Origin of the sequence: Haloarchaeobius amylolyticus (genome assembly GCF_042678045.1) — an archaeon.
Lineage (GTDB): Archaea > Halobacteriota > Halobacteria > Halobacteriales > Natrialbaceae > Natrinema > Natrinema amylolyticus_A.
Window position 1 is genome coordinate 590467 of record NZ_JBHUDI010000011.1, and the last position, 25490, is coordinate 615956.

Annotated in this window: 27 protein-coding genes, 3 tRNA genes and 1 pseudogene; 13 read left to right on the plus strand and 18 right to left on the minus strand. The window is 62.8% G+C overall.

Annotation, left to right across the window (positions count from 1 at the left end; all coding sequences use genetic code 11):
- Positions 1–53: 53 nt before the first annotated feature.
- Both ACFR99_RS19090 and ACFR99_RS19095 read right to left on the minus strand, forming a co-directional pair.
- Entirely contained in the window at positions 54–2018 is a 1965-nt protein-coding gene (locus tag ACFR99_RS19090) for an ABC transporter ATP-binding protein (RefSeq protein WP_390290923.1), read from the minus strand.
- A gap of 95 nt (positions 2019–2113) precedes the next feature.
- Positions 2114–2659, minus strand: a complete 546-nt coding sequence (locus tag ACFR99_RS19095) for a DUF192 domain-containing protein (RefSeq protein WP_390290926.1) — start codon at positions 2657–2659, stop codon at positions 2114–2116.
- 62 nt (positions 2660–2721) lie between these two features.
- On the opposite strand from ACFR99_RS19095, the gene ACFR99_RS19100 reads away from it, so the two are divergent.
- Positions 2722–2795, plus strand: a tRNA-Val gene (locus ACFR99_RS19100).
- A 308-nt stretch (positions 2796–3103) separates the two neighbouring features.
- Here ACFR99_RS19100 and ACFR99_RS19105 read toward each other — a convergent pair.
- Positions 3104–3550 carry a DUF7344 domain-containing protein gene (locus tag ACFR99_RS19105; protein ID WP_390290929.1) on the minus strand — a complete coding sequence of 149 codons (447 nt, stop codon included), beginning with the start codon at positions 3548–3550 and terminating at the stop codon, positions 3104–3106.
- 221 nt (positions 3551–3771) lie between these two features.
- Between ACFR99_RS19105 and ACFR99_RS19110 the strand changes: the two genes are divergently transcribed.
- A tRNA-Phe gene (locus ACFR99_RS19110) sits at positions 3772–3845 on the plus strand.
- Positions 3846–4057: 212 nt separating this feature from the next.
- Here the strand turns inward: ACFR99_RS19110 and ACFR99_RS19115 are convergent.
- Both ACFR99_RS19115 and ACFR99_RS19120 read right to left on the minus strand, forming a co-directional pair.
- Positions 4058–4345 carry a DUF7577 domain-containing protein gene (locus ACFR99_RS19115; protein WP_390290932.1) on the minus strand — a complete coding sequence of 96 codons (288 nt, stop codon included), beginning with the start codon at positions 4343–4345 and terminating at the stop codon, positions 4058–4060.
- 151 nt (positions 4346–4496) lie between these two features.
- Positions 4497–5645 carry an MBL fold metallo-hydrolase gene (locus tag ACFR99_RS19120; RefSeq protein ID WP_390290934.1) on the minus strand — a complete coding sequence of 383 codons (1149 nt, stop codon included), beginning with the start codon at positions 5643–5645 and terminating at the stop codon, positions 4497–4499.
- A 404-nt stretch (positions 5646–6049) separates the two neighbouring features.
- On the opposite strand from ACFR99_RS19120, the gene ACFR99_RS19125 reads away from it, so the two are divergent.
- Positions 6050–6910, plus strand: coding sequence for an aldo/keto reductase (locus tag ACFR99_RS19125; protein WP_390291306.1), 861 nt, complete (start codon positions 6050–6052; stop codon positions 6908–6910).
- 99 nt (positions 6911–7009) lie between these two features.
- On the opposite strand, the pseudogene ACFR99_RS19130 reads toward ACFR99_RS19125, so the two are convergent.
- Together ACFR99_RS19130 and ACFR99_RS19135 are read right to left on the minus strand one after the other, a co-directional pair.
- Positions 7010–8293, minus strand: a pseudogene (locus ACFR99_RS19130) (DUF2238 domain-containing protein).
- A 265-nt stretch (positions 8294–8558) separates the two neighbouring features.
- A tRNA-His gene (locus ACFR99_RS19135) sits at positions 8559–8630 on the minus strand.
- A gap of 167 nt (positions 8631–8797) precedes the next feature.
- Between ACFR99_RS19135 and ACFR99_RS19140 the strand changes: the two genes are divergently transcribed.
- Positions 8798–9253, plus strand: coding sequence for a DUF5814 domain-containing protein (locus ACFR99_RS19140; protein WP_390290937.1), 456 nt, complete (start codon positions 8798–8800; stop codon positions 9251–9253).
- A gap of 102 nt (positions 9254–9355) precedes the next feature.
- On the opposite strand, the gene ACFR99_RS19145 is transcribed toward ACFR99_RS19140, so the two are convergent.
- Positions 9356–9799 carry a DUF2267 domain-containing protein gene (locus ACFR99_RS19145; RefSeq protein ID WP_390290940.1) on the minus strand — a complete coding sequence of 148 codons (444 nt, stop codon included), beginning with the start codon at positions 9797–9799 and terminating at the stop codon, positions 9356–9358.
- A 180-nt stretch (positions 9800–9979) separates the two neighbouring features.
- On the opposite strand from ACFR99_RS19145, the gene ACFR99_RS19150 reads away from it, so the two are divergent.
- From ACFR99_RS19150 to ACFR99_RS19160, 3 genes are all read left to right on the plus strand, one after another.
- Entirely contained in the window at positions 9980–10372 is a 393-nt protein-coding gene (locus ACFR99_RS19150; RefSeq protein WP_390290942.1) for a hypothetical protein, read from the plus strand.
- A 69-nt stretch (positions 10373–10441) separates the two neighbouring features.
- Complete coding sequence (gene hmgA / locus ACFR99_RS19155; RefSeq protein ID WP_390290945.1) at positions 10442–11668, plus strand: hydroxymethylglutaryl-CoA reductase (NADPH); 1227 nt, start codon at positions 10442–10444, stop codon at positions 11666–11668.
- A 72-nt stretch (positions 11669–11740) separates the two neighbouring features.
- Positions 11741–12214 carry a DUF8162 family protein gene (locus ACFR99_RS19160; RefSeq protein ID WP_390290948.1) on the plus strand — a complete coding sequence of 158 codons (474 nt, stop codon included), beginning with the start codon at positions 11741–11743 and terminating at the stop codon, positions 12212–12214.
- A 95-nt stretch (positions 12215–12309) separates the two neighbouring features.
- On the opposite strand, the gene ACFR99_RS19165 is transcribed toward ACFR99_RS19160, so the two are convergent.
- Positions 12310–12834 (minus strand): DUF5817 domain-containing protein, encoded by a 525-nt coding sequence (locus ACFR99_RS19165; RefSeq protein ID WP_390290951.1) that lies wholly within the window; start codon positions 12832–12834, stop codon positions 12310–12312.
- Positions 12835–12939: 105 nt separating this feature from the next.
- Between ACFR99_RS19165 and ACFR99_RS19170 the strand changes: the two genes are divergently transcribed.
- Positions 12940–13278: a cupin domain-containing protein gene (locus ACFR99_RS19170; RefSeq protein ID WP_390290954.1), complete on the plus strand. Its 339-nt coding sequence runs from the start codon at positions 12940–12942 to the stop codon at positions 13276–13278.
- Positions 13279–13356: 78 nt separating this feature from the next.
- A complete protein-coding gene (locus ACFR99_RS19175; protein WP_390290957.1) occupies positions 13357–14724 on the plus strand; it encodes an NRAMP family divalent metal transporter in 1368 nt (455 codons plus the stop codon).
- Between the two features lie 13 nt (positions 14725–14737).
- Here the strand turns inward: ACFR99_RS19175 and ACFR99_RS19180 are convergent, their stop codons facing one another.
- The 4 genes from ACFR99_RS19180 to ACFR99_RS19195 form a co-directional block, all read right to left on the minus strand.
- Complete coding sequence (locus tag ACFR99_RS19180) at positions 14738–14890, minus strand: hypothetical protein (protein ID WP_390290960.1); 153 nt, start codon at positions 14888–14890, stop codon at positions 14738–14740.
- Between the two features lie 90 nt (positions 14891–14980).
- Entirely contained in the window at positions 14981–15418 is a 438-nt protein-coding gene (locus ACFR99_RS19185) for a GNAT family N-acetyltransferase (RefSeq protein ID WP_390290963.1), read from the minus strand.
- A gap of 197 nt (positions 15419–15615) precedes the next feature.
- Positions 15616–16878 carry an isocitrate dehydrogenase (NADP(+)) gene (icd, locus tag ACFR99_RS19190; RefSeq protein ID WP_390290966.1) on the minus strand — a complete coding sequence of 421 codons (1263 nt, stop codon included), beginning with the start codon at positions 16876–16878 and terminating at the stop codon, positions 15616–15618.
- Between the two features lie 393 nt (positions 16879–17271).
- A complete protein-coding gene (locus ACFR99_RS19195) occupies positions 17272–17598 on the minus strand; it encodes a hypothetical protein (protein ID WP_390290969.1) in 327 nt (108 codons plus the stop codon).
- Positions 17599–18113: 515 nt separating this feature from the next.
- On the opposite strand from ACFR99_RS19195, the gene map reads away from it, so the two are divergent.
- On the plus strand, positions 18114–19010 hold the full coding sequence (gene map, locus ACFR99_RS19200) for a type II methionyl aminopeptidase (protein ID WP_390290972.1): 897 nt from the start codon (positions 18114–18116) through the stop codon (positions 19008–19010).
- A 125-nt stretch (positions 19011–19135) separates the two neighbouring features.
- Here map and ACFR99_RS19205 read toward each other — a convergent pair whose 3' ends face one another.
- Entirely contained in the window at positions 19136–19336 is a 201-nt protein-coding gene (locus tag ACFR99_RS19205) for a DUF7835 family putative zinc beta-ribbon protein (RefSeq protein WP_390290974.1), read from the minus strand.
- Between the two features lie 228 nt (positions 19337–19564).
- On the opposite strand from ACFR99_RS19205, the gene ACFR99_RS19210 reads away from it, so the two are divergent.
- On the plus strand, positions 19565–20104 hold the full coding sequence (locus ACFR99_RS19210; protein ID WP_390290977.1) for an HIT family protein: 540 nt from the start codon (positions 19565–19567) through the stop codon (positions 20102–20104).
- Positions 20105–20530: 426 nt separating this feature from the next.
- Here ACFR99_RS19210 and ACFR99_RS19215 read toward each other — a convergent pair whose 3' ends face one another.
- From ACFR99_RS19215 to ACFR99_RS19225, 3 genes are all read right to left on the minus strand, one after another.
- Positions 20531–20893: a helix-turn-helix domain-containing protein gene (locus ACFR99_RS19215; protein WP_390290980.1), complete on the minus strand. Its 363-nt coding sequence runs from the start codon at positions 20891–20893 to the stop codon at positions 20531–20533.
- Between the two features lie 169 nt (positions 20894–21062).
- Entirely contained in the window at positions 21063–22316 is a 1254-nt protein-coding gene (locus ACFR99_RS19220; protein ID WP_390290983.1) for a tRNA (N(6)-L-threonylcarbamoyladenosine(37)-C(2))-methylthiotransferase, read from the minus strand.
- A 159-nt stretch (positions 22317–22475) separates the two neighbouring features.
- On the minus strand, positions 22476–22823 hold the full coding sequence (locus ACFR99_RS19225) for a DUF7471 family protein (protein WP_390290986.1): 348 nt from the start codon (positions 22821–22823) through the stop codon (positions 22476–22478).
- Between the two features lie 237 nt (positions 22824–23060).
- On the opposite strand from ACFR99_RS19225, the gene ACFR99_RS19230 reads away from it, so the two are divergent.
- Positions 23061–23588, plus strand: coding sequence for a winged helix-turn-helix transcriptional regulator (locus ACFR99_RS19230; RefSeq protein WP_390290989.1), 528 nt, complete (start codon positions 23061–23063; stop codon positions 23586–23588).
- Positions 23589–23599: 11 nt separating this feature from the next.
- Here ACFR99_RS19230 and ACFR99_RS19235 read toward each other — a convergent pair whose 3' ends face one another.
- Positions 23600–24619, minus strand: coding sequence for an AI-2E family transporter (locus tag ACFR99_RS19235; protein WP_390290992.1), 1020 nt, complete (start codon positions 24617–24619; stop codon positions 23600–23602).
- A 117-nt stretch (positions 24620–24736) separates the two neighbouring features.
- On the opposite strand from ACFR99_RS19235, the gene ACFR99_RS19240 reads away from it, so the two are divergent.
- Positions 24737–25477, plus strand: a complete 741-nt coding sequence (locus tag ACFR99_RS19240; protein ID WP_390290995.1) for a DUF547 domain-containing protein — start codon at positions 24737–24739, stop codon at positions 25475–25477.
- The last annotated feature ends 13 nt before the right edge of the window (positions 25478–25490 follow it).

Genomic DNA, 25490 nt, shown 5'->3' on the forward strand with positions numbered 1-25490 from the left:
TGCTGTAAGTCATTTCTTGCGGGTGCGCCGGTACATCGGTACAGCGGACCGTATCAGTCATCGTCGCCGACTTCCGTCTGTGCCTGCCGGCGCTGGGCGCGTTCGATGAACTCCTGGGGAAGGTCGTCGATTTCGCCAGCCTGGACGCCCCAGAGATGCGAGTAGAGTCCGTCATTTGCGAGCAACTCCTCGTGTGTTCCCCGTTCGACGATCTCACCGCCCTCGAGAACGAGAATGCGGTCTGCGTCCTTGATCGTCGAGAGCCGGTGTGCGATGGCGAACGTCGTTCGATCTTCCGCGAGCTCGTCGATCGATCGCTGGATGAGCATCTCGGTTTCGGTGTCGACGTCGCTGGTCGCCTCGTCCAAGACGAGGATCGCCGGATCTCTGAGGATCGCACGGGCGATCGAGAGGCGCTGGCGCTGCCCGCCGGAGAGCTTGACGCCGCGTTCGCCGACCTCCGTGTCGTAGCCGTCGGGCAGGTTCTCGATGAACTCGTGGGCTTCGGCCATCTTCGCAGCCTCGATTACGTCCTCGCGATCGGCGTCGAAGGTGCCGTATCTGATGTTCTCCTCGACGCTGCCGTAGAAGAGGAAGGTGTCCTGACTGACGTAGCCGATCGATTCGCGAAGGCTCTGGAGGGTGACGTCCTGGATGTTCTGGTCGTCGATCCGAATCGCGCCCTCGTCGACGTCGTACATTCGCAAGAGGAGCTTGAGGACCGTCGACTTGCCGGCGCCGGTCGGTCCAACCAGTGCGAGCGTCTCTCCGCCCTCGACGGTGAAGTCGATGTTCTCGAGGACCGGCTCTGCTGTCCCGGAATCTTCCGTCTCACGGTCCTCGTAGCTAAACGCCACGTCGTCGTACTCGACGCGGCCGTCGGCCACCGTGAGGTCGGGCGCGTCGGGGTCTTCACTGACCCGGTTCGGTTCATCCATCAGCCCGAAGATGCGCGCACTCGAGGCCCGCGCGCGCTGGTACATATTGATGATCTGCCCGAACTGGGCCATCGGCCAGATAAACCGTTGCGTGTAGAGGATGAAGACGACGAACATCCCGGTACTGAGGTCGCCCGAGAACGGCCCCGGTGGGCCCGAGATGACCCAGAGACCGCCGACGAGGAAGGTGACGACGAAGCCGATCCCCGCGAGCACGCGCAACCCGGGGAAGAACTTGATCCTCGTCCGGATCGCACCCCAGTTGGCGTCGAAGTACTCCTGAGAGACGTCTTCGACGCGGTCGGATTCGTAGGGCTCGGTCGTACTCGATTTGATGACCTGGATCCCGCCGAGGTTGTTCTCGAGTCGCGAGTTGACCGTGCCGACGGTCGAGCGCACCTGCGCGTACTTCGGCTGGATGGTCTTGATGAACAGATACGTGAAGCCGGCGATCAGCGGCACCGGCAGCAAGGCGACCAGCGCGAGCTGCCAGTTGATCGCCAGCAGTAACCCTCCGATACCAACCACCATCACGAGCAGCCGAAACAGGGAGTTCATCCCGTCGTTGAGGAATTTCTCGAGGCGATTGACGTCGTTCGAGAGGATCGACATCATCTCGCCAGTCTGCTTGTCGGCGAAAAAGCCCATGTCCAGGCGCTGCATCTCGTCGTAGGTGTCGGTCCGGATGTCGTGTTGGATGTTCTGGGCGAACGTGTTGAACCCCCAGTTTCGGGTCCAGTGGAAGACCGCCGAACAGAGAAACGCCCCCGCGATGATCCCGATCGTGAGCCAGAACTGGGCGAGCCGTCCGTCGGGGACGTACGGTTCGATGAGACCGCCACCCACCGGGAACGCCGCCGCGTACGCGATCTCCTGGCGGATCACGGCGTCGATCGCGATTCCGAGCATAAGCGGTGGCAACAGATCCAGGATTCGAGCGCCGACGCTCGCGATCACGCCGACGACAGCGGCCCCGACGTAGTCGCTTCCGTACTCGAGGAACAGCCGCTTCATCGGGTTCTCGACCTCCGCCCGTTGTTCCTCGAACGGATCGTTCTCGTCGCCGTCGGCGAGACTCATTGCACAGGGGTCAGGGATCGCCAGCAATAAGAATTGCCGACGAATCGAAACATGTCCGACGTCGACTGCTGCGGTCCGTCACGCTCGTTTTCCTCTTATTCGAGGTCACCGGATCCAAGGCTCGTGACGACCGTCTGATTCGACTCGAGGTCGATGTCGACCTCGTCGCCGACTTCGATCCCTGTCTCGTTCGTGTAGCCACGTGGCACTTCAAGCACCCATTTCCCGCGGCCGGAGTACTCGAGATCGTTGCCGTCTTCGTTCGGACCGGGCGCGCGGGCGTGGTGAATCGTCGTGATTTCACCGTCCGCACCGATGAAGATGATATCGATGTCGAAGTCCATCTCGCGCATTACGTAGGTAAGCTCTTGCTCGCTTCCATGGACGAACAACATGCCATTACCCGGCTCGAGCGAGTCGTGGTTGCTCAGTCCGGTGTACCGTTCCCGGCGGTCGTCTGCGACTTCGATGTCGATGACTGCTTTCGGCTCGTCGCTGTCGGAGTCGTTGCCCACGACACGCACTTCTCCGCTGTCTGGCCCCCACGGTGTCGAGACGAGCCCGGCCTGTACGAGGACGACACCGACGATCGAGAGGGCTGCAATGGCAAGCAGTGCTTTCCCCACGCGCCCGAATGCCATACGTGATAGCTGCACCGCCAGAGAGTAAAGGTTATTCGGACGGACCTACTCGTCACGGATGCGGGCTCGTGGTCTAGCTGGTCATGACGCGGCCTTTACAAGGCCGAGGTCGGTGGTTCGAACCCGCCCGAGCCCACTATTGTTGTTGCGAGCAACTCCGCGAGCAACAGCAAGGTGACGTGAGTGGCGCTTCGAAGTAGACGAGACGCGCGCAGCGATGCGAGCACGTCTCGGCGTAGTTCGAACCCGCCCGAGCCTATGTTTCTGGCACGGACGGTCCACAAGAGGTCCACGAGAAACGTGGCAAGACAGACCTGTCACGAGCAGTAGTGAGATTCGATCCCCCACGTTCGACGCCACACCTGTCACGAACACGGTTCCCCCATATTGGCAGCCGACCGCTGAACCCCTCGAGTTAGCCGTCGACCAGGAGTTCCACCGTCGTCAGTGCTTGAGCCGCGCAACGTTTTCCCGAATCTGGCCGAGGAGGCCGTCTCCCGATCCGGGCTGGAGAGCCGCATGGAGCGTCGAGTTCTCGGGTTCGTCTTCGACGACGATTCGGAGATACGGCTCGAGTTGCTCGAAATTGTCCGCGAGGACGACGGTATGGTTGTCTTCGTTGTGCTCGACGACACCTGCGTCGTCCAGTTTCGGGACGTGACACTGGACCGACGAGACGTAGACGCTCTTGTACTCGTTTTTCGCGACCTCGTCCGGCGGGACGTCGTGTTCCCAGCCGGCGACTGTTTCGGCCAGCGTCGATAGCTCGATGGGGTCGTCCTGGCCCCGGAGCGCGTACAGGAGGTAGCGCCGTCGGCGGTTGGCCAGCAACTCGAGGATCGTGTCGGCGTCGAGTTCGGTGGGCTCTTGGCTCGAGGTAAGGGGTTCCATAACACGATATTACCCCCCAGGGCGGAAAAGGGTGTCTTGAATATCTATTAATCCAACAGACGGAAGGTAATCTCGGATAGATGTTCGCGTATTATCTCCGTTACTGGTTTTTCAGTACCATACTCAATATATTTGACCCCGCTGCAGTCTCCTGTAAGCGGCGTGGAACAACGATCGCGATTCGAAATCCTTTTTTATATCATGGACGGAGAGAGAGGTAAGCCGCCTTAGCTCAGACTGGGAGAGCACTCGACTGAAGATCGAGCTGTCCCCGGTTCAAATCCGGGAGGCGGCACTTCTGCTGCGAACAAGACGACGAGCGGAGCGAGTCGTCCGTAAGCTGGTGAAGTGCTATCTGACCGGATTTGAACAAGAGAAGTCGCAGCCGGGAGTACAGCGAAGCGAACACCCCGGAACGTCTTCGCGTGGTTCAAATTCGTAAGGCGGCATGACCGTTTCCGAGCGATTTACATTCGAGACGGGTTCTGTACTCGACGAAAACACGGCTTACAGGGGTGTTGTACAGCGACGACAGTACGTGTACGAAGCATCGTTTTCCGCCCCACACTGCGAACACGTTAGACGCGTCCGTCCATCCGCGGTCTCGCTGAGCACGGCGGGAAAGCGGTCGTACTCTTTGTCTTCGGTATAACGCTCCAGTTCTCCAGCCTGTCGCTTGCGCCGTCGCTCGAGGCCGTCTCGAACGATCTGCATGAGGACCGGGATACTGACACCTAAGGCGGCGAGCAAGAGGACCCCGACAACCGCAGCGTAGAGTTGATCGGGAGCGACCACAGGTGTGCTACGGTCGCGATCTGTTTATTCGTGTGGGCCAATACCATACTGTGCGCGGATACGAGCCGTTCCGCGCTGCAGGCTAGGTGATCTCGTTCGGTCAGTCGTGTCGATGGCGCGGGGCGTTTCCACCGGCGGCGCGCGCGCCCGCTTACGCCGCACAGTTGTTGGCGCCGGTTTCGAGTTTCGCTGCCTGTCGGCTGCTCTCGGGACGCTCTCGACCGATGTTGATGTCGATTACCGTCTCGTAGTTGGCGGGTTTCGCTGGCACGTCCTCGACCAGCCGCTCGACGAACTCGTCCCGGTCCAGTCCGAGAAGGTCGAGTTGCCCTTCGACCGTCTCGAGCGGCGCGGAGACCGGCTCCCCTGGCGATCCGTTCTCGAACCGCCCGTCGCTTGTGACAGTGACGTGTCCCGGCAGGACGGTGAGGTCGTCGGGTAACGCCGTGAGCGTCTCGTGGAGCGTCTCGTACGCCATCTCGGCGCCGTTCTCTGCGTCGTCGTCTCCGAACTCGAGTTCCGTGCGACCGACCGAGTCGACGAACAGGGCGTCGCCCGTCAGGATCGCCTCGTCGCCGACGCGGTAGTTAACCATCTCGGTAGTGTGTCCCGGCTCGGCGAGCGCCGTGATTTCGACGTCGCCGACGTGGATCGTGTCGCCGTCCTCGAGTGACTCGAACTCGTACTGCAGGTCCCGCTCTTCGGCGCGGGCGCCGAGGTGGTACGGCACGTCCAGTTTGTCGGCCAACTCTCGCCCGCCGGAGACGTGGTCGGCGTGGACGTGCGTGTCGAGGACGTGCGTGATCTCGACGCCGTGTTCGGCAGCGGCGACGACGAACTGCTCGATGTGTCGCGTCGGGTCGACGACCACCGCCTCCTCGGCATCCGGTGAGCCGACGAGGTAGCTCAGACACCCCTTTCCTCGGCGCTGGAACTGCATGATTCCCACGTCGTCACTTGTGTCGACGCGTGCCTGCTCGTACAGCGCGTTCCAGTCGCGCATCCCGCCTTTCACGACCGCGACGTCGTCGTATCCGGCTGCGTCGAGTTCGGCTGCGAGAGTGGTCGACGTCGCCCCTTTCCCGCAGATGGTGACGATCGAGTCGTCATCGGCGTGCTCGTCGACTGCCGCTTCCTGCTCGTCGTCGAGCGTCTCCGCCGGCCCGAACGGGACGTTCGCCGCGCCGGGGACGTGCCACGACCCGTAGCTGTCTTCCGGACGCGTGTCGACGATCGCGTACCCGTCTTCGTCCGCGTCGATGTCGTCTGCGAGTTCACGTGCGGTAATTTGTTCGAACATCGTAGGCTAGCGAGTCGTTCCTCCCCGAAGAGATCTTGTGCTGATAATGCAACTGTGTTCGACCGTGGGCGACAGGTGCGAGAGACGGGGCTCATCCAAAGAACGGTATCTAGGCAACTGGTTGTGAATGTGGCTCTTCCTGCATCGATGGCGGTTAGCATAGTTCCTTGACCTATTCCCACTAGTGGACAGTATCGAGGCGCGCACGGGGTGCAAGTCATTGCTCGGTGAGCGTCGGCTTGAGGGTGCTCTGCCAGCTGCCGCTGACCGACGAGTCCGTGCCGGACCCGTGTCATTTCGCCGTCGAGGGGAGCCAGCGCGGGCAACAGTACGGACGTCGTCGTCGTCCGCGGAACTACATTGAAAGCCGATTCCTCAAGACGGGCGAGGGTGACACGACGCTCATGAGCAACGACGCGATCACAAACGAGAGCGAGACGTTCGAGATCGGCACGACGGCTGTTCACCGGCTCGGGTTCGGTGCGATGCGCCTCTGTGGCGAGGACATCATCGGTGCGCCCGACGACGAGGACGATGCACGCGAGGTCGTCCGCCATGCCGTCGACTGCGGCATCGATTTCATCGACACGGCCGACTCCTATGGTCCTGCGGTCAGCGAACAGTTGATCGGCGAAGCGATCGGCGATCGCGACGACGTACTCGTCGCGACCAAGGCGGGCCTGTTGCGCAACGACAGCGGCGACTGGATCTCCCACGGTGATCCGGACTACATTCGCAATCAGGTGCTCACCTCACTCGATCGATTGCGAACCGACACCATCGATCTCTATCAGTTCCACCGGCCCGACGACGACACGCCCTTCGAGGACTCCGTCGCGACGTTTGCACAACTCAAAGACGAGGGGCTCGTCCACGCGGTCGGCATCAGCAACGTCTCGGCCGAACTCCTCGACCGTGCTCGCGAACAGGTCGAGGTCGCGACCGTCCAGAACCGGTACAACCTGAACGACCGCGGGAGCCGCGAGGTCCTCGAGATCTGTGCCGACGACGGGATCGGCTTTATTCCGTGGGCACCGATCGACGCCGACGACCTCGCCGAACACGGCGGCCTCCTCGACGACATCGCCGACGAGCACGACGCGACACGGCGACAGGTCGCGCTGGCGTGGCTGCTCGAGCGGGCCGACGTCATGCTCCCGATTCCGGGCACGTCCGACCCTGCCCATCTCGAGTCGAACGTCGCTGCCTCGCACCTGTCGCTGTCCAATGAGACGGTCCAGCGACTGACCGAAGCCGCGGACTGATACGGTCTCCTATCACTGGGTCCTGGCGCACTGAGAGGAGTCCGTATGAGCGACTGCCATTGCCCGACTGGATCGGCCCGAACGAGGCCGAAACGGCCGTTACCTCTCGAGGCGGCTGGCGATGCGCTGGGAGAGGTCGGTGAGGTAGAACGAGCCCCAGACCGCGGCGACGACTGCCCCGACGGCGTCGTAGACGAGGTCGACGATCGTGTCGTTGAGGCCGTGCTGAGCGAGGATCGCGTCGAGGCCGAGTCGCTGTGCGCTCCAGTCGAGTGCGAACTCCATAAGCTCCCAGACGACGCCGAACGCCAGGACGAACACGAGGATAAACGCGAACAGCATCGCCCGTGGGATGTAAATCTCGTCGGTATGGAGGTCGATCGCCCGGACGACCGCGTAGCCAGCCGCGGCGACGATCGACGCCGAGATCGTGTGCGTCAGGCTATCCCACGGCCCGATAATCGCGTAGAGGCCGGCCGAGCCGAGGACGTGGAGGAAGACGGCCGCTGTCAGCCAGAACACGAGTCCCGGCTCGAGCGGCAGCCGAGCGTCTCGCTCGAGGATGGCTGGGAGGACGGAAATTCCGAGTGCGATGGCGGCGTTCGAGACCGTCGTTAGATCGCGGCTGCCGATCCCGTACAACAAGATGATGATGAGAGCCGCCTGCATGACGCGGGAGAGTCGCCTGACGACAGATTCGGGGACGTCGAGTTGATCGCGGATCAGCGTCGGAACGGGATCCGGTTCCGAGTCGGACGAGTGATCCCGGGGTGCAGGTGTCCGCCAGAGCTCGCTCTCATCTGTGGCGTACGACTCGAAGTAGCGGCTGAAGACGATACCCGCGAACAGGCCGGCCAGCGCCGCGTAAGCGAAGTCGAACATCAGTTCGCGGTTGGCCGCGTCCTGCGACTGGCCGTCGAGGACGTAGCCGGTTCCAAGGGTCACGTCGGCGATCCACTGGGCGACGTTTCACGTGCCGGCGACGGCGAGGGTCGTGAGCACGACCAGGACGACCGCGAACGCGTGGGTCATCCGAACCGCGGTGAATCGATCGATCTCGACGGTGGCGACGAGCGCGACCGCGGCGACCGCGACGTAGACGGCAATCGCCGTGAGAAACGACTAGCCGAACATCGTCGCGTCGACGACCGACACCAACACGAGGAGCAGCAGCTCCCAGGGCGGCATCGCGAGCGGCTCCCGGCGGACGGCAGCCGGCGACACCACGATCACGACCGCGATGCCGGTGAAGGCGACCCAGCGGTACGAGCCGCCGAGCCCGTGATTGACTGCGAGCACGGCGAGCACGAGCGTCGTCGCCCAGGCGATCGCGGCGTTTCGCCGGCTCCTGTCGGCCGTGCCACGGAATTGAGCATCCGCCATGCGACTGGCAGCTACACGACGACGTCCCTAAGCGGGTGGGCCTGTATATTAGGGTCGCCAGCAGGTGGGTTCGAAACGATTCTGCTACCGATCCGTTTGACTCGAGACGGCCGTTCCAGTTGCTCCCGAGAATGGGGCCAAAACCGCACGAATGCGAAGGTCTGAATGCGAGAATCGAATCCGACTGCGAGACCCACTTTGTTCGTCTCGCGTGATTCGAGTCTCGATCGGACTTTTGACTCCTCCGTGAAGTCGTCGTCAAAAAGTCCGGGTGCGAGAATCGAACCCGCGTCTCAGCCTCCACAAGGCTGAAGGATAACCACTACCCCAACCCGGACGCGCTTACATCATACCCTACACGCGGTCGACCTGAAATACGTTACGACTCGAGGATCGGAGTGTGCGACTCCGTATCGCACGATTTCGCTTACGGGTAATCATCTGCACCCACGCCACTCACGACCGAGACGTTTTTCGGCACACGGCCGGTAGCACCGATAACGCGTGGCCATCACCGACAAGATCTACATCAAGAACCACCGTCAGCTCAGCTCCCAGCTCGAGACGAACATCCCCAAGGGGGCGTTCAAAGGGGCGACGCTTGACATGCTCTTTCAGGGCGAGGGCCTCGAGAAGCTCGACGACGCGACCCGTGATCGCGTCCTCGAGTTCACACAGGATTTCCTCGACTGTGACTGCGATAACAATCCCTACTGTGGCTGTCCGGAACGGAAGTTCATCCAGTATTTACTCGAGTTGCGCGCGCAGGGGCTCGGGCCGGACGCGATCGTCGACGTGATGACCGACGACTACATGGTCTATGCCTACCCGGGCGACATCCTCTCGTTTCTCGACAATGCCGTCCGTACCCTCGAGGCCGCGGAGGGGCTCGCCCGCGTTGACGGGGCGGACGAGGCTCACGACGAGATTCGGCAGGCGAAGCAGGACCTCGCGCGATAACGGCGGCTGACCGTCTCGGACGGAATGCCCGTCAGGCAGTGCCGGTGCGGTAGCACCCCTTCCTGTGGTCGTTGCGCCGGTGAACCCGGGAAGCAGCCTGTCTCAGGCTTCCTCCCAGGGTGTGGTCTCGGCGTCGACGAACTCGAACATGTCAGCGAACTGCTCTTCGACGTGCGCCAGCTCGCCCTCCGGAACCCGCTCGCTGAGCAGTTCGACGACGGCCTTGATCCGGTAGACCGCCTCGGCCCGATCGATGGCTGATGGCCGCCCGTACGATGTATCGAGGTCCAGGTCCTCGTAGTTCAGCCGCTCGAGCACCCGATCGACGAACCCGTCGTAGCCGTACGTGTGGCCGTGGTCGACGTCGAGGAGGTAGCGATCGATCTCCATCGGCAACGGACTCGCGATGTCCGTGGCACCCCCTTCCTCGACACGTTCGCCGAGCGTCTCGAGAACTGCCCGGATCGTTCGGACGGCTTCGGCCCATCGCCCGGCCTCGGTTCTGTGCTGTACGTCGCCGACGACGTCGGTGTCGCTCGTGCTCATTGGCAGTGCCTCGCGTACTCGAGGTTGCTAGCCGTTCGCGGAAAAAACGCTCTCCCCGGATACGCAAGCGACGCACGCAGGCGCGACTGACCGGACCGACAGCAGGAATGACGACCCGTGTCGGCCGCCGAAACTGCAACTGAGCGCAAGGTTGACCTGTTCGGCCGGTGAGCGGTCACTATGATCGATCGGGAGGGCCGCGTCGTCTTCACCTCGTTTCTGGCGTTCGTGGTCGTCGTTGCGGGCTCGGTCGTCGTCGAGCGACAGACCGGTGTCGCGCTCCGCGAGTGGCCACTGGTTGCGTTTCTGCTGGTCGTTGGCGTTGCTATTGCGCTCCCACAACTGTATCTGGCCTGGACCGAGACGGGGACGCGCTCGCGGACGAGACTCCGGTTCGCGGCCGTTACCACGGCTGCGTTCGCGGTCGTGTTCGCCGACGACGCCGCGGGGGCACGTTCGCTGCTGCTTGCGGCGATCGGCACCGGCGCGCTGCTCTCCCTTCTCTGTTACGAGGCGCTCTCGGGGTATCGGGCCGTCAGCGACGACGTCTCGTTTGATCTGCTCGATCGGTGAGCCACGATTCCCGACCCAGGGCCAGGGGAATCAGCAACTGTTAGGGTAGCCGACCGTCTCGACCCATCCATGACCGATCCCGAGGAACTCGCCGAGCGCGTGCGCGACGGCGACGTTCGCATTCACGAACTCGAGGACCACGCCGACTACGACACCGCGGCCGAGGCACGCCGGTTGCTCGTCGAACGCGAGACCGGGGCCGACCTCGAGGCCGTCGGCGACTACACCTTCCCCGCCGAGCAGGCGGAGCCGAACATCGAGAACATGATCGGCGCGGCGCAGGTGCCGATGGGCGTCGTCGGCCCCGTTCCCGTCCACGGCGGCGCGGCTGACGGCGAGCACTACCTGCCGCTGGCGACGACCGAGGGGGCGTTGCTAGCGTCGGTCAACCGCGGGCTGGGCGTGATCCGCACGGCGGGCGGGGCCGACGCGCGCGTCACGAAAAACGGAATGACCCGTGCGCCGGTCTTCCGGGTCGACGGCGTCGCCGAGGCCGCCGAGACCGTCGAATGGGTCGAGAACAACCTCGAGACGCTCCGCGAAGCCGCCGAGTCGACGACGAGCCACGGCGAACTGCTCGACGTCGAACCCTACGTCGTCGGCGACTCCGTCTACCTGCGCTTTGCCTACGACACCAAAGACGCGATGGGGATGAACATGGCGACGATCGCCACCGGCGAGGCCTGCGAGGTCGTGGAAGCCGAAACGCCCGCCTCGCTCGTGGCACTCTCCGGCAACCTCTGTTCGGACAAGAAACCCGCCGCCATCAACGCCGTCGAGGGGCGGGGCCGCTCCGTGACTGCCGATGTCGTGATCCCCGGCGAACTCGTCGAGGAGCGCCTGCACACGACTGCCGACGCCATCGCCGAAGCCAACACCCGCAAGAATCTGATCGGCAGCGCCAAAGCGGGCAGCCTGGGCTTCAACGCCCACGCCGCAAACGTCGTCGGCGCAGCTTTCCTCGCGACCGGCCAGGACGAGGCCCAGGTCGTCGAGGGCGCGAACACTATCACCACCATGGACACCCGAGAGCGTGAGGACGGTACCACCGACCTCTATGCCAGCGTCTCGCTGGCCTCGCTCGAGGTCGGTACCGTCGGCGGCGGCACGAAACTGCCGACCCAGGCCGAAGCCCTCGAGATCCTCGGGCTCCGAGGCGGTGGCAACCCGCCGGGTTCCAACGCCGACGCGCTCGCCGAGATCATCGCTGTCGGCGCGCTCGCGGGCGAACTCTCCCTGCTCGGGGCGCTGTCCTCACGACACCTCGCGAGCGCACACGAGGACCTCGGACGGTAAGGCCGAACGGGATCACGTACAGCAGTAGTATAATCCGAAAGACAGTTATCCGTGATCCTCGCGGAACCTGTCATGAGCCTCGGAAGACGAGTGTTGGGGTGGCTGATCGTCGCCGTGGGTCTCCTGGCTCCGGGTGTCGCGGCGACGATCTGCTGGGCTCCGTTCCTGGCGTCAACGCGACTCCGGGCACTGTTCAGCCGGTTGCCGCCGTTCGATTCGATGATTCGAACGTACGTGGTCGTCGGTCTCACAGCCTCACTTCCGTACGTCCTGTCCATCGGTGTGGTGGTGATGACTGCGGGACCGAACACGATCTGGGGGCCACGGATCCTCAATGCAACCCTGTTGGTGACCCTCTGCTATGTCGTCGGGATCCCACTCCTCTGTGTCGTTGGCCTTCCCCGAGCGGGGATCGACTGGGATCCGACTGGGTATGGGCTTTCGACATGGGCGCTTGTCACTGCAGGCGCAATCTGGTATGCAACGCTTTTCGTAGTCCCCTTGACCATTCTGGGGCTCGTCCTCTCGAGTCCCGGCGGATGGTGACCCGGTGACGAATTCGATGTCGTCCGTGTCGCCAGTCTCTCGTCCCGATCACGGAGAGACTCCGAGACCGTTCGATGGCCCCGCATCCCTCCTCGTTACAGCAATCGATACCGTCCACGGCTCTCGCTGACGACGCCACGCCGCGTGAGTTTCTCGAGTGCCTCCTTCACGTACTCGGCTGATACCCCACGCTCGCCAGCGTACGCGACGATCTCGTCTTCGGTCGGCTCGTCGAGCGCTTCGAGCGCCCGTTTCACGATTTCCTGTTTGCTCCCGCTGCGTGTCGATCCGCGCGGATCACGCTCGCCAGCTGCTTCGACCTCGTCGACGTCCAGCCCGGATGCCTCGAGGTACTCCGTCTCGTCGACGACGCCGTCGGCCACGTCGGTCTCGAGTTCGGCGAACGAATCCAGTTTGGCGAACGCCTCTCCCTCACCCTGTCGGTTCGCGAGCATCGACGCGCGAACGTCGCGGGCGTGGGCGGCGTCGTCGGTCTCGACGAACTTCTTGCGCTTTTCGTAGGCCTTGCGCGCGCCACAGCGGGGACACTGGGTCGTCTCCGATCGCCCCTCGATGATCCAGAGGTTCGAACACTCGCTACAGCCGACGACGGCGTACATAGCTGTCAGTGGTTCGTCCCGGCAGTTCAACCTTCGGCAACCGGAGCGGAAGTGAAAACCAGCCTGCCGGTGGGATTTTAGGTGGCTGCGCCCGTCTCGAGGCGTATGGAACGCGTTTCCCTGACCGATAGCGAGCCGTCGGAGGCGGCCGACGGCGTCAACCTGGCGCTGCTGGCAGGCTCCGAGTCGATGAACGTCCAGCACTTCGAGATCGAACCCGGTGCAGTCGTCGAAGAACACAGCCATCCCCACGAGCAGACCGGCTTTATTTACGAGGGCGAGCTCGTGTTCCTCGTCCAGGACGAGGAAACCGTCTGTGGACCTGGCGATTCGTACGCGATCCCGGGCGAGCAGCCCCACGCAGCCGAAAATCGCGGCGACGAGACGGTCCGCGGCGTCGATATCTTCAGTCCGCCACGGGAGGATCCGAGCTGGCAGGAGTAGTCCCGTCGGCCGTCGTGTCCGGTAGCTACCACTATTGAATACCACGAGGTTATAACGCCTGGTTCGTAAGACTCCCGCATGGCAACTGAACAGCGGTCCGTGGGACGCGGCCGACTCAGCACGGCGCTCGAGCGACTCGGGCCGACGTGGCTCGCCGGTGCGATCGCGGCGGGCCCGGCGACGATGGGCAGTCTGCTGGTCGCGGGTGCGAGCTTCGGCTACGCCCTGCTGTGGGTCGTCGTCTGCTCGGCGGTGTTGGGTGCCCTCGGCCAGTATCTCGCCATGCGACTGGGACTGCTCACGGAGGAAGGAATCGTCTCGGTCGTCGACCGCCATCTGGGTTCGGGCTGGGCCTGGGTGCTCGTAGTCGACGTCGTGTTGGCCGCTGGTTTGGCGCAGCTGATAATCATGAAGACCTTAGCCGAGGTCAGTGCGACGATGGTCGCCAGCGCGGACGTCGGCGTCGCCGCCCTCGCCGATCCACGCTTCTGGGGCATCACGTGGGCCGTGCTCCTTGCGCTGGGACTCGCCGGCGGGGGCTACCGCGTCGCAGAGATTGGTGCCAAGGTGCTCGTCTCGATGGTCGTCGTCGCGTTCGTCGCGGCCGCGTTCGTCGTCCCGATCGACCCCGCTGCGGCGGCTGGCGGTCTGGTGCCGGCAATTCCTGCAGGCGTCAACGGTGCGCTCGTCGCCGCGGGCATTCTCGGTGGTGCAGTTCATATCACGCTGTTGACGATGCAAAGCTACACGATGCGCGCCCGTGGCTGGACTATCCGTGACGCCGACACCGCGATCATCGACATCGTGAGTTCGATGCTGGGTGCGTTCGGGGTTTTCAGCCTCGCGGTCTTTCTCGTCGCGGCGAGCGTTCTCCCGGCGGCCGGTGTCGATCCCGCGACGATCGACGGCGTCAGCGCCGCCCAGACACTCGGCCCGGTTGCCGGCGAGTACGCTACCTGGGTGTTCCTCGCCGGCCTGCTCGGTGCAGCGGTCTCAACGTTGGGTGGGAACACGATCGTCCCACCGTACCTGCTCGCCGACAAACTCGGGTGGGAGCAATCGACCGACGACAGCCGGTATCGCGCCGCTATCGCCGGCGTCGCACTCGTCTCCGCCGTCGGTGCGTTCCTCGGCGGTGCGTTCTTCCAGTTGCTCGTACTCACGCTGGCCTTCGGCCTCGTCGGAACTCCCTTCGCTATCGCCGTCATCCTCGTGCTCCTGAACGATCCCGACGTCGTCTCGAAGACGAACTCACGTGTGGCGAATCTCGGTGGCCTCGTGCTCTTTGCCGTCACCGCCGTCCTCGCGGGCGAGTTCGTCCGCGGAGAACTCGAGACGATCTCCGACCCGCTCTCGGCGTTCGTCGTCGCCTTCGCGGTCGCGATGGCGCTGGCACTGTTCGGACTGGCCGGACGATACGTCCGGGATCGGATCGGCACGGCTTGAGACGGACCGGCCGTTACGGGAGAGCGGCCACGAGCCCGAAGAAGACGAGCAGTCCGAGCCCAGTGACGAGGGCCGCGATCCCGAGCGGAACGAGTATCCGGCCGGCTTTCCACATCGTAGCGACCGTAGCCGCCACCGCCTTGGTTGGTGTGTGAATAACTGGCATTGTAGTAGCGATGGCTACGTACGAGAACTTGAAAGTCAGTCAGACGGGCGACAGACACCGAGTCGCAGCGTCGATCGAGCGTCGCGTAGCCTACTCCAGCGACTTCCGCATCTCGACGTGGGGAATGCCGGCCTCCTCGAACTCCGCGCCGCGGCGCTCGTAGTCCAGATTGCGATAGAAGTCGGCCGCCTGCGTCTGTGAGTGGAGCGTCAGTGTGTCGAACCCGACTGCTCTGGCGTGCTGCTCGAGTTTCTCCATCAGTGCACGACCGACGCCAGTTTCGCGTCGTGATGCGCGGACGGCGACGCGCTCGACCTTGCCGACGGCGTCCTCGTACTCGCGAAGCCGTGCTGCACCGATCGGCTCGTCGCCGTCGTACGCGACGAAGTGGGTGGCCGTCTCGTCGTGTGCGTCGTACTCCAGTTCTTCGTCGACACCCTGCTCCTCGACGAATACCTCGTAGCGGACTGCAAAAGCGTCTTTTCGCTCCCGGTCGGTCTCGGCGACCTGTACCTCGAGATCGTCCATTAGATGGGGCTACGACTGCCGGCGCTGAGAGAGTTACGGGAAGCGGCGCGCGGCCCTCCCAACGGTAGAGTCAAAGAAAACGGAAATCGCGTCTTCGGGACCGCCAGAACGCGTCGCGTTCTAGCTGCTCGAAAAACTGGCTTTATGCCAGTTTTTCAATGTTCTGGCACGTAGCTGCCAGAGGACGAGAAACTCGCTTACGCGAGTTTCTCGATATTGTTGACGACTTCCTCGGCGAACTCGCTGGTGGCGAGCTTCTCGGCGTCTTCGAGCTGGCGCTCGAGGTCGTAGGTGACCTTGCCCGAGGAGATGGTCTCCTCGACGGCGTCGCGGACGAGGTCGGCGGCGTCGTTCCAGCCCATGTACTCGAGCATCATGCGGCCCGAGAGGATCATCGCGGTCGGGTTGACCTTGTCCTGACCCTCGTACTTGGGTGCGGAGCCGTGGACGGGTTCGGCGAGCATCAGGCCCTCACCGAAGTTGGCGCCGGGCGCGATGCCGAGACCACCGATCTGGGCACCACAGGCGTCGGACATGTAGTCCCCGTTCAGGTTCATCGTCGCGACGACATCGTACTCGTCGGTGCGGGTGAGGATCTGCTGGAGCATGTTGTCGGCGATGCGGTCGTTGACGACAACGGCGTCGTCGGGTGCCTCGCCGTCTTTCTCCTCCCAGAGGGTGTCCTCGGTGATGACCTCGTCACCGTATTCCTCTTCTGCGACCTCGTAGCCCCAGTCGCGGAACTGGCCCTCGGTGAACTTCATGATGTTCCCCTTGTGGACGAGGGTCACGGAGTCACGGTCGTTCTCGAGGGCGTAGTCGATGGCCTCGCGGACGAGTCGCTTCGTTCCGAACTCCGTGATCGGCTTGACGCCGATGCCGACGGGGCCGTCGTGGATGACGCCCGTTGCGCCCATCTCGTCTTCGACGAACTCCTTGACCTGCTCGACTTCGTCGGAGCCGGCTTCCCACTCGATGCCGGCGTAGACGTCTTCCGTGTTCTCACGGAAGGTGACCATGTCCATCTGCTCCGGGTTCTTGACGGGCGACGGGACGCCGTCGAGGTGATAGGTGGGGCGAACGTTCGCGTAGAGGTCGAGCAGTTTGCGCAGGCCGACGTTCAGCGAACGGAAGCCAGCGCCGACGGGCGTCGTCAGCGGACCTTTGATGGCGACGCGGTGTTCCTTGATCGCTTCGACGGTCTCGTCTGGCAGGTTCTCGCCGTATTTCTCGCGGGCGGACTCGCCGGCGTAGACGCGCATCCAGTTAATCTCGCGACCGGTCGCCTCGGCGGCTGCCTCGAGCACCTTCTGTGCGGCGGGACCGACGTCGCTCCCGACACCGTCACCGTAGAGAATCGGGATGATCGGGTTGTCAGGAACCTCGAGTTCGTCCTCGGTTCCTTCTTTCAGCGTGATCTTCTCCCCGTCTTCAGGGACTTCGATCTTGTCGTAGCTCATCTCGTCTGTACGGTTCGCCGACGGGGGTAAAAGGTCTACCATTTCCGTCTCGGACTGGCAAAAGCTGCCCGATTTCCCGTCGCTCCGAGTTCTCTGAAACCGCCGAAAACAGCCGTCTGAGGGACTCAAGCCGAGGAAATTGGATGGTAAATCATGTAGGACCCCATTAGATAAATTCCATGGGTGGATAAATTTCTGCATTTAATATATTGTTTTATAGTCTCCTGAGGAGATGTAGAGCGACGTTTTGTCGGTGAAAGTATTACCCTCTCGGGAGACTGTTGCCAGCTGCTCACACGAATTACTGGCTTTGTTGAAATCCTCCAACGATGATAAATCTCTGGAGTCGTGTTGAATAGACAGCGCGTATCTCTCCCGGAAGGGAGAGTCGTCTCAGGCGCGCTTCCGAAGATAGAGGGCGAACCCAACGACGAGGATGCCGTACCCGATGAATGTGACGAGGAGTCCAGCGTTCTGGATACGGATTGCCTGTCGCAACGAGAAGAGGGAAGCCATTCGGGTGGAGCCGATGGCCCCGAACGCAGCGAGTTGGCCGAATGTAATGAGAACGACCCCACCGAGAAGCAGCCGTTTTGTGCGTGGCCTCGATTCAGCGTGCGGGACCGGATGTCGCCATCTGAGGTAGCCGTAGAACCCGGCAATGACGACTACCTGAAACAGGACCGCCAATATGCCGAGTTTGACAAACCACGAGATCATTTTGTTTGTGGTTTACTCCCTCCACGGGTATTGCCTGTATCTATCGATCTCCATGACCGATTCTGAGCTGCCCGGATGTTTGATTTGCGTGGGAATCAGGCGATTTATAGACACTATTCTGCTGCACTCACGCTCTGTAGTCAGCACGCCGTTTGTATCAACTTTCGAGGGTTTCAACAGGGCCGAATTACTTTGTGCAGGGGGATCGACGGTCGATGCCCGCCGACCCTGAACTGGTGTGCCTGTCGCGTGCACGCGAACCCCGCTGTGCCCCGTCGTTTCGAGATCGGTGGCTCACCCGCCGGGATCGCTCGTGCCCGCCGATCTCGTGGCGTCTCTCACGCCGTCTCACTCGAGGGACGCGTCCGGTATAACCCGTGGCGACCGTTTCACGGAACGGCAGGATATTATGCTGTATTACTTCCGTAACGGTCGACGTGCGGAGACGTTCGCTCGCGGCGCGTGTCCTGACTGCGTTCGGAACCTCTTTTTGTCGACCGGTCTAACCCCGGTGCATGGCCGAATCCGAGGTCGACCTCGAGTCAGAGCAGTACGAGAAACACCGCGAGGCAGGCGAGATCCTCGCGCAGGTACGTGAGGAGGCGGCCGACCGCGTCGAAGTCGGTGTCAGCCACCTCGAGGTCGCCGAGTGGGCCGAAGATCGTATCCGGGAACTCGGCGGCCAGCCTGCGTTCCCCGTCAACATTTCCGTCGACGAGGAGGCGGCTCATGCGACCCCGTCGATCGACGACGAGACGACGTTCGGCGAGGAGATGATCAACCTGGACATCGGCGTCCACGTCGACGGCTGGCTGGCCGATACGGCCGTTACCGTCGATCTCTCGGGGAATCCCGAACTCGCCGAGGCCTCCGAGCAGGCTCTCGAGGCCGCCCTCGACATCGTCGAGCCGGGCGTCGACACCGGCGAGATCGGGGCGGAGATCGAGGACGTGATCGACGGCTACGGCTACAACCCCGTCGTCAACCTCACGGGCCACGGCCTGGGCCACTGGGAGCAACACACCAGCCCGAACATCCCCAACCGGGCCGTCTCGCAGGGCACGACGCTCGAGGTCGGCGACGTCGTCGCGATCGAGCCGTTCGCGACCGACGGCGGCGGCAAGGTTTCGGAAGGGGCAAGCGAGGAGATCTTTTCGCTCCAGCGTGAGGGGACGGTCCGCAACCGACAGGCCCGCGAGGCTCTCGAACAGATCACCGAGGAGTTCCGGACGCTGCCGTTTGCGACGCGCTGGCTCGAGACGGATCGCCCGGAGATGGCGCTGCGCCGACTCAAGCGCAACGACATCGTCCACGGCTACCCCGTTCTCAAAGAAGACGACGGCTATCTCGTCAGTCAGAAAGAACACACCATCATCGTCACCGAGGACGGCTGTGAAGTAACGACGTCGTAACGACCGCGGTCATCGGCGATCGGTATCGGTCATCAGCAATTCAGACCAGAAAACACCGCGGAGGAATCGAAGGAGACGGGAGACCGGGCAACGGGCGTAGTGGTCAAATCGCGAGAGACTGGCCGTCAGGCGTTGTTCATCCGCTGGCTCGTACGGTTCCCACACCGCTGACACTCGGCCACACGGTAGGGCTCACGAGAGAACTGCGCGTTCTCTTCTTTGAGACTTTCAGTTCGGATCTGGACGGAGACCTCGTGGAGGGTTTCGAGATCGCATTCATCGCAGTGCTCGGTCATCCCGTTAACGGAATCGTCAGTCGTTGCCATTGTCATATTACCTGCCGTAGCATCACCTTAAACCCCTGCTTCATTTTGTGGTGTGAAGCGCGAAAATCGCATGACGGCGTCGACTTCGTAGAACGAGCAGTTCAGAGCGTTCGATATTGTTCACACCGGAACGTCTTTTCTTCAAGACAGGGTTGTAAGTGTTATTCCACCGATTGACTGGCGTCTTTGAGCTGAAACGCTTTAAGCACACCTCGAATGAGAGTCAGTATGGAGCAGGTGTTCGCACCGTGGCGAATCGAGTGGATCAGACGTGAAAACAAAAACGAGGACATCGAGGACTGTGTCTTCTGTGAGCTCCCCGAACAGGACTCCGACCGAGAGAACCTGATCGTCGCGCGAAGCGACGACGCGTTCGTCATGCTGAACAACTACCCGTACAATCCGGGCCACACAATGGTAATCCCACGCGTACACACCGGCGAGTATGCGGCCCTTGAAGACGAGATTCTCCTCGATCACGCCCGCTTGAAACAGCGAACGTTCGATGCACTCGAGGATGCACTCGAGCCAGACGGGTTCAACACCGGCTTGAACCTCGGAAATGGAGCTGGTGGTTCGATTGACGACCATCTCCACACCCACGTCGTCCCGCGCTGGCAGGGCGACACCAACTTCATGCCGGTGCTGAGTGACACTACGGTGATCGTCGAAGCACTCGAGGCGACGTACGACCACGTCCACGACGCATTCGCCGCCCAGCCGGGGACGACGGTACCCAACGAGGACAGCGCCGTCGTGATCGAGTAGCGGCGCTCGTCGGCAGCGCCGTCGCAGACGGACTCCTGGCAGTCAGTGCCGGTGCGACTGCGAGTTGCCCTGCGATCGCGCCGGGAACGCGGGACAGCCGCTCGTCTCAGGCGTCAGTCGTCTCGAGGTACTCGAGGCGGTCGGCGACGCGTTCGCAGTAGGGACACCCCTCCAGCTGGTAGAGCGTGAGCATGTGTCGGGGGTACGGATACCGCTACGAAAAGGGTGAGTGCCGACTCACGATTCGTTGGGACACGACCGGGACGCGGTTGTCGCGGACGACGGGCGACCGGGGCTCGAAACCGCTCTCAGCGGCTGAAACCGTCCGGCGCGACCGCGACCGTCATACGGACTCCTCTCAGTGGGGTCCGGCGCACCCGCAACCCGTCATGCGGGTGCGCCCGAAACCAGTGATAACAGACCGTATCAGTGCTCGCAGTACAGCGTCTTGCCCTTCCGGGTGCACTCGATCCGGAGCGGCTCGTCGTAGGTCACCGACACGTGGTCGATCGACCGGACGTAGTAGGCGGGCGTCTCGCCGGACTGGCGGTTGAGTTGGGTCAGCAGGCCGGACTCGTGGAGTTGCTCGACCTTTCGGTAGGCCGTCGAGGCCGGGAGGTCGTGTTCCTCCGACACCTCGCCGACCGTCGTCGGCTCCTCAGCGGACAGGAACACGGCTCGCGCGTCGTCGTCACTCAGCAACTCGATGATCTGGTCGGGGTTGCACCCGAGTTCGTCGTCCCGCTGGGCACGCGTACACGGGGTGAGTTGCTCGGCTGTCTCGCTCATACACGATTTTTCGCTGCGGGTCGGTTTACCTGCGGTTCCAATTCCCGCGAACTGAAGATCAGGCCACTCCTTGACTCCCTCGAGTCGAACTGGAGCCGTCGTCACGGCAGCGACCCGCTCCGCTCGGTCCATTTCGGCGCGATCGCGAGGTTGTTCTGCACGGGCCGTCTCAGACCGGTTTGCCGAACGCGTACATCGTCTCGTGGGCCGTCACCTCGAGGTCGACGAAATCGCCGGGCTCGAGTCCGTATTCGCTCGCGTTCTGGACGATGAGCTGTCGGTACGCGGAGTCACGGCACTTGACGGAGTCGCCGGTCCCGTCCTCGACGACGAGACAGTCCTCGCGGCGCTCGCCGACCATATCGGCGTAGGCGTCGGCGACGAGCTCGCGTTTGAGTTCGCTCATCGCTTTCGACCGTTCTTTCTTGACCGTCCCGCCCAGGCCCTTCATGTCGGCGGCGTCGGTGCCGGGCCGCTTCGAGAAGCGCGTGACGTTGATCTTCTCCGGGCGCGTCTCCCGGAGCAAAGCCATCGACTGTGCGTGGTCGTGGTCGGTCTCGGTGGGGAAGCCGACGATGAAGTCCGTCGACAGCGTCCAGTAATCGAGCGCGTCGTCGAAGGTCTCGACGACCTCGAGGTACTCTTCGACCTGGTGCTGGCGGCGCATGTCGCCGAGGACGTCGTCGCTGCCCGACTGGACCGGCGCGTGAAGGAAGTCGTAGAGTTCGTCGTGCTCGGCGAAGACGGCGGCGAGTTCCTCGCGGATGCCGTGGACGCCCTTCGGGTTGGCCATCCCGACGCGGACCCGGAAGTCGCCGTCGATGGCACAGATCTCCTCGAGCAAACGATGGAGCTTGCGCTCGCCCTCGTCCCAGCCGTAGACGCCGGTGTCCTGACCCGTGATGCGGATCTCCTTCGCGCCGGCGTGGATCAGTGCGCGGGCTTTTTCGACGTTTTCCTCGATCGGCGGGGAGTCGATCTTGCCGGTCGCGTGCTTGGTGATACAGTACGAACAGTCGGACATACAGCCCCGTGCGATCGGGAGGATGCCGACGACGCCGTCCAGGATCGGTTCGGCGTCGGGCGTCGTCGTCGGACACTCACCGTTGGTGACGGCTTCGGGCACCTCGTCCCAGTGGAGGATCTGGCCGTCGATGTCGGCCGCTCGGAACTCTTCACCCTGTGCTAAGGCCATACAGCCGGTGATGAAGAGATCGGCCGTTTCGTCGGCCAGTTCCTCGGCCCGCCGAAGCATGTTACGCTCGGTTTTTTCGACGACGGTGCAGGTGTTGAGGATCGCGACGTCGGCCTCGTCGACGCCGTCAACCCGGTAGTGGCCCGCATCGCGGAGCCGTCGCTCGATCTCACGGCTCTCTCCGCGATTCGACGTACACCCATACGTTTCGATGTGATACCGGGCCATCCGTTTCGTCCAACCGTCAGGGACCGGACGGCAAAAGCCCGACGGATCCCGGTCGCTCGCACCGCCGATCGATCGATCATGCGGTCTACTGTAACAAGTTATTGGCGCGACCGCAGGACAGCTCGCGGGTGCGCAGGCACTGGCTAACAGGAGTCCGTATCAATCGTGGGGGCCTCGAGAAGCGCTCCGGCTCGACGGGCCGCTCCGGTAGACCACGTAGAGGAGCAACACCGCGATGAGGAAGTCGAACCCGTGCTCCATGAGGTGATGGATCGTCATCGGGGTGAGTCCAAGGACGGTTCCCAGTCCGATCACCGAGCGGACGACGAGGATTCCCAAGACGACGGTTATCAGAACGTACCGGGCCGTCCGACGCCGGAAATAGGCGATGAGGCCGATGACGAACAGCACCGTCGTTCCGATGACGGCGAGGATGATGATGGCGACGAGGACGGGTGCGAGTTGTGGATCAAGCCATCCGTCGGCAACCGACAGCGCGAGGACCATGCGATCGACACCTGTACTGGGAGGGGCTACTACCTATTCCCTTTGGTCCGTCCCTGAAAAGCTCGTGACGACGCTCCACAGTACCCGTTCGGAAACCCGATCGACGCCGTTCTCTCCGTTTTCGGGTTCACACGCCCTGAGTGGGCGGTTCTCGGCGAGTGGGAACGCGGGAAACCCGTTATATGTCCCCCACCACTAGGCACGGATACGACCCATCAGGGGGGAGGAGACAGTGACATGACCGACACGAGAGATGAGATCTACGCTCACGTCAGGGCCAACGCCGGTGTTCACTTCAACGAGCTCGTCAGGGAGTCCTCGTTCGCGCCAGGGCAGGTCCAGTACCACATCCGACGGCTGCTCAAGGACGATCGGCTCGTTCGGGAGGAGTGGTACGGCCGGACTCATTACTACCCACCGGGGTACGATGAATGGGAACGAAGCGCGCTGGCGCTGTTCCGTCGCGAAACCGCCCGCGAGATCGTCACGCATCTGATCGAGCATGAACCGGCCGCACCCGCTGACATCGCCGACGAACTCGGAATCGCCCGCAGCACGCTCGAGTACCACCTCGACCGGCTGGTCGAGCACGAGATCGTCGACAAGCGCTACGACGAGCACAATCGCGTCGTCCTCGAGCTCGCAAACCCCGACGCGACCGGCCAGTTGTTGTCGACGGTGACGCCGACGGTGCCCGATCGACTCGTCGATCGGTTCACGCGGCTCGTCGACGAGTTGCTTGCAGGGACCGAGTCACACTCCTGACGGCCGCCCCGTCACTGCACTCCCTGTGTCTCCTCGAGTTCGTGGTAGTTGTCGTTGACCACGTTCAGCGTCGCGATCAGTGCGCCGAGAACGACGGGGCCGTAGAACAGTCCCATGACGCCGAACGCATAGACGCCGCCGAGGACGCCGAGGATGATCACGGCGGGATTGAGATCGACGTAGCGATCGACGAGGAGCGGCCGGAGGTAGTCATCGGAAAGACCGACGATGATCGTACTGTAGACGAAGAGTGCCACCGCAAGCACCGGTTCGTCCGTCAGGAACAGAAAGCCCACGGCCGGCCCCCAGACGAGAAACGAGCCGACCAGCGGGATCAACGAGAGAACGATCATAACGAGCGTCCAGAAGACGGCGTTTGGAACCCCTGTCGCGATCAGTCCCAGTCCGGCGAGGGAGCCCTGGATAACCGCGATCAAGACGTGTCCGGCGAGGACGGCCCACATCACCGCGTCCAGTTCCCGGTAGAAATCGTCCTGGACATCGTCCGGCAGCGGCGTCAACTCCCTGATCCAGGCCAACAGTGCGCTCCTGTCTTTGAGCAGGTAGTACAGCAAGAAGATCGCGACCCCGAGTCCGACAGCGGTGTGGGTCAGTGCGCTAAACCACGCGGTCGACTGCTCGAGGACCGTTCCGCCGATCCCCTGTGCAGAGTCGGCGATCGTGGCGGTCAGGTCGACGTTCATGCCAGTCTGTTCTTCGATGCGTCGCTCGAACTCGGTAGTTCCAAGCGATCCTGTATCGGTGTTTTCGACGAGCCGCCGGGCATCGTTGATGACCAACACGACGAACACAACCAGCGGAACGACGACGCCTGCGATCGTCAGGGTGACGAGCGTGAAGGCGGCAATCGACGGTGAAATCCGCCCCTCGAGCTCGTTCTGGACCGGATAGAGGATGTACGCTATGAGAACGGCACCGAGAATGTACTGGAAAAACGGGAGTGCAAGCAGCAACGAGAGATACGCAAAGAGGCCGACGAAGACCAGTAGAAAGCCCTTGCTGAGGTTCACGGCCGTTATTTCCGTGGTTAACGAGATAAAACCACGGCCTGAATCTATCGCCAGTCAGGACTGTCGTCACGAACCGTCACACGGCTTCAAGGGCTTGGTTCGTGAAGTCATGCCCGAATGTCGACGCAGCTCGATCCACTCTCGCTCTCGGCCGATCTCCTCTATACGGTCAAGACCGAGGGCAACGCGGACCCATTGCGGGAACGCCTCGCGACGCTCGAGCGGTCGCACCTGGATCGGGCACTGTCCGGTCGCGAGGGCAAACTCGCGTTCTGGCTCAACTGTTACAACGCGTACGCCCAGTTGCTACTGGAAGAGAAGGCCGACGACGACTTATTCGAGGGTGGGTTGCTCGACGAGTGGAAGTTCTTCGCGCGCGATCAGATCCCGATCAGCGGCGTCTGGCTGAGTCTCAACGACATCGAGCACGGGCTGCTCCGGAGTTCGAAATTGCCCTGGGGGATGGGCTATCTGCCGCGACTGTTCCCCTCGCCGTTCGAACGGCAGTTCCGCCTCGAGAAGTGTGATCCACGGGTTCACTTCGCGCTGAGTCACGGGGCTGACCACTGTCCGCCGATCGCGGTCTACTCACCCCGCGACGTCGACGAGGAACTGGACATTGCTATCGAGTGGTTCCTGGAGGAGAACGTCTCCTACGATCCTCAGAAAACGACGGCGACGGTGCCACGACTCTTCCGCCAGTATCGGGGAGACTTCGGGGGAACGAGCGGCATCGTCGCGTTCCTCAAGGAGTACAACGCCGTGCCGGCCGACACCACTCCGTCGCTCGAGTACGAGCGCATCGACTGGTCGGCCGATCTCGACGTCGACCTCGATGGGGACGACGTTCGGCGGTAGTCCGTCGCCCGTC

What these genes read in the sequence shown, in the direction of transcription:
- ACFR99_RS19090 (WP_390290923.1), bottom strand. Translation starts at nt 2,018, where the DNA reads ATGAGTCTCGCCGACGGCGACGAGAACGATCCGTTCGAGGAACAACGG.
- ACFR99_RS19095 (WP_390290926.1), bottom strand. Translation starts at nt 2,659, where the DNA reads ATGGCATTCGGGCGCGTGGGGAAAGCACTGCTTGCCATTGCAGCCCTC.
- ACFR99_RS19105 (WP_390290929.1), bottom strand. Translation starts at nt 3,550, where the DNA reads ATGGAACCCCTTACCTCGAGCCAAGAGCCCACCGAACTCGACGCCGAC.
- ACFR99_RS19120 (WP_390290934.1), bottom strand. Translation starts at nt 5,645, where the DNA reads ATGTTCGAACAAATTACCGCACGTGAACTCGCAGACGACATCGACGCG.
- ACFR99_RS19125 (WP_390291306.1), top strand. Translation starts at nt 6,050, where the DNA reads ATGAGCAACGACGCGATCACAAACGAGAGCGAGACGTTCGAGATCGGC.
- ACFR99_RS19145 (WP_390290940.1), bottom strand. Translation starts at nt 9,799, where the DNA reads ATGAGCACGAGCGACACCGACGTCGTCGGCGACGTACAGCACAGAACC.
- ACFR99_RS19150 (WP_390290942.1), top strand. Translation starts at nt 9,980, where the DNA reads ATGATCGATCGGGAGGGCCGCGTCGTCTTCACCTCGTTTCTGGCGTTC.
- hmgA (WP_390290945.1), top strand. Translation starts at nt 10,442, where the DNA reads ATGACCGATCCCGAGGAACTCGCCGAGCGCGTGCGCGACGGCGACGTT.
- ACFR99_RS19160 (WP_390290948.1), top strand. Translation starts at nt 11,741, where the DNA reads ATGAGCCTCGGAAGACGAGTGTTGGGGTGGCTGATCGTCGCCGTGGGT.
- ACFR99_RS19165 (WP_390290951.1), bottom strand. Translation starts at nt 12,834, where the DNA reads ATGTACGCCGTCGTCGGCTGTAGCGAGTGTTCGAACCTCTGGATCATC.
- ACFR99_RS19170 (WP_390290954.1), top strand. Translation starts at nt 12,940, where the DNA reads ATGGAACGCGTTTCCCTGACCGATAGCGAGCCGTCGGAGGCGGCCGAC.
- ACFR99_RS19175 (WP_390290957.1), top strand. Translation starts at nt 13,357, where the DNA reads ATGGCAACTGAACAGCGGTCCGTGGGACGCGGCCGACTCAGCACGGCG.
- ACFR99_RS19180 (WP_390290960.1), bottom strand. Translation starts at nt 14,890, where the DNA reads ATGCCAGTTATTCACACACCAACCAAGGCGGTGGCGGCTACGGTCGCT.
- ACFR99_RS19185 (WP_390290963.1), bottom strand. Translation starts at nt 15,418, where the DNA reads ATGGACGATCTCGAGGTACAGGTCGCCGAGACCGACCGGGAGCGAAAA.
- icd (WP_390290966.1), bottom strand. Translation starts at nt 16,878, where the DNA reads ATGAGCTACGACAAGATCGAAGTCCCTGAAGACGGGGAGAAGATCACG.
- ACFR99_RS19195 (WP_390290969.1), bottom strand. Translation starts at nt 17,598, where the DNA reads ATGATCTCGTGGTTTGTCAAACTCGGCATATTGGCGGTCCTGTTTCAG.
- map (WP_390290972.1), top strand. Translation starts at nt 18,114, where the DNA reads ATGGCCGAATCCGAGGTCGACCTCGAGTCAGAGCAGTACGAGAAACAC.
- ACFR99_RS19205 (WP_390290974.1), bottom strand. Translation starts at nt 19,336, where the DNA reads ATGGCAACGACTGACGATTCCGTTAACGGGATGACCGAGCACTGCGAT.
- ACFR99_RS19210 (WP_390290977.1), top strand. Translation starts at nt 19,565, where the DNA reads ATGGAGCAGGTGTTCGCACCGTGGCGAATCGAGTGGATCAGACGTGAA.
- ACFR99_RS19215 (WP_390290980.1), bottom strand. Translation starts at nt 20,893, where the DNA reads ATGAGCGAGACAGCCGAGCAACTCACCCCGTGTACGCGTGCCCAGCGG.
- ACFR99_RS19220 (WP_390290983.1), bottom strand. Translation starts at nt 22,316, where the DNA reads ATGGCCCGGTATCACATCGAAACGTATGGGTGTACGTCGAATCGCGGA.
- ACFR99_RS19225 (WP_390290986.1), bottom strand. Translation starts at nt 22,823, where the DNA reads ATGGTCCTCGCGCTGTCGGTTGCCGACGGATGGCTTGATCCACAACTC.
- ACFR99_RS19230 (WP_390290989.1), top strand. Translation starts at nt 23,061, where the DNA reads ATGACCGACACGAGAGATGAGATCTACGCTCACGTCAGGGCCAACGCC.
- ACFR99_RS19240 (WP_390290995.1), top strand. Translation starts at nt 24,737, where the DNA reads ATGTCGACGCAGCTCGATCCACTCTCGCTCTCGGCCGATCTCCTCTAT.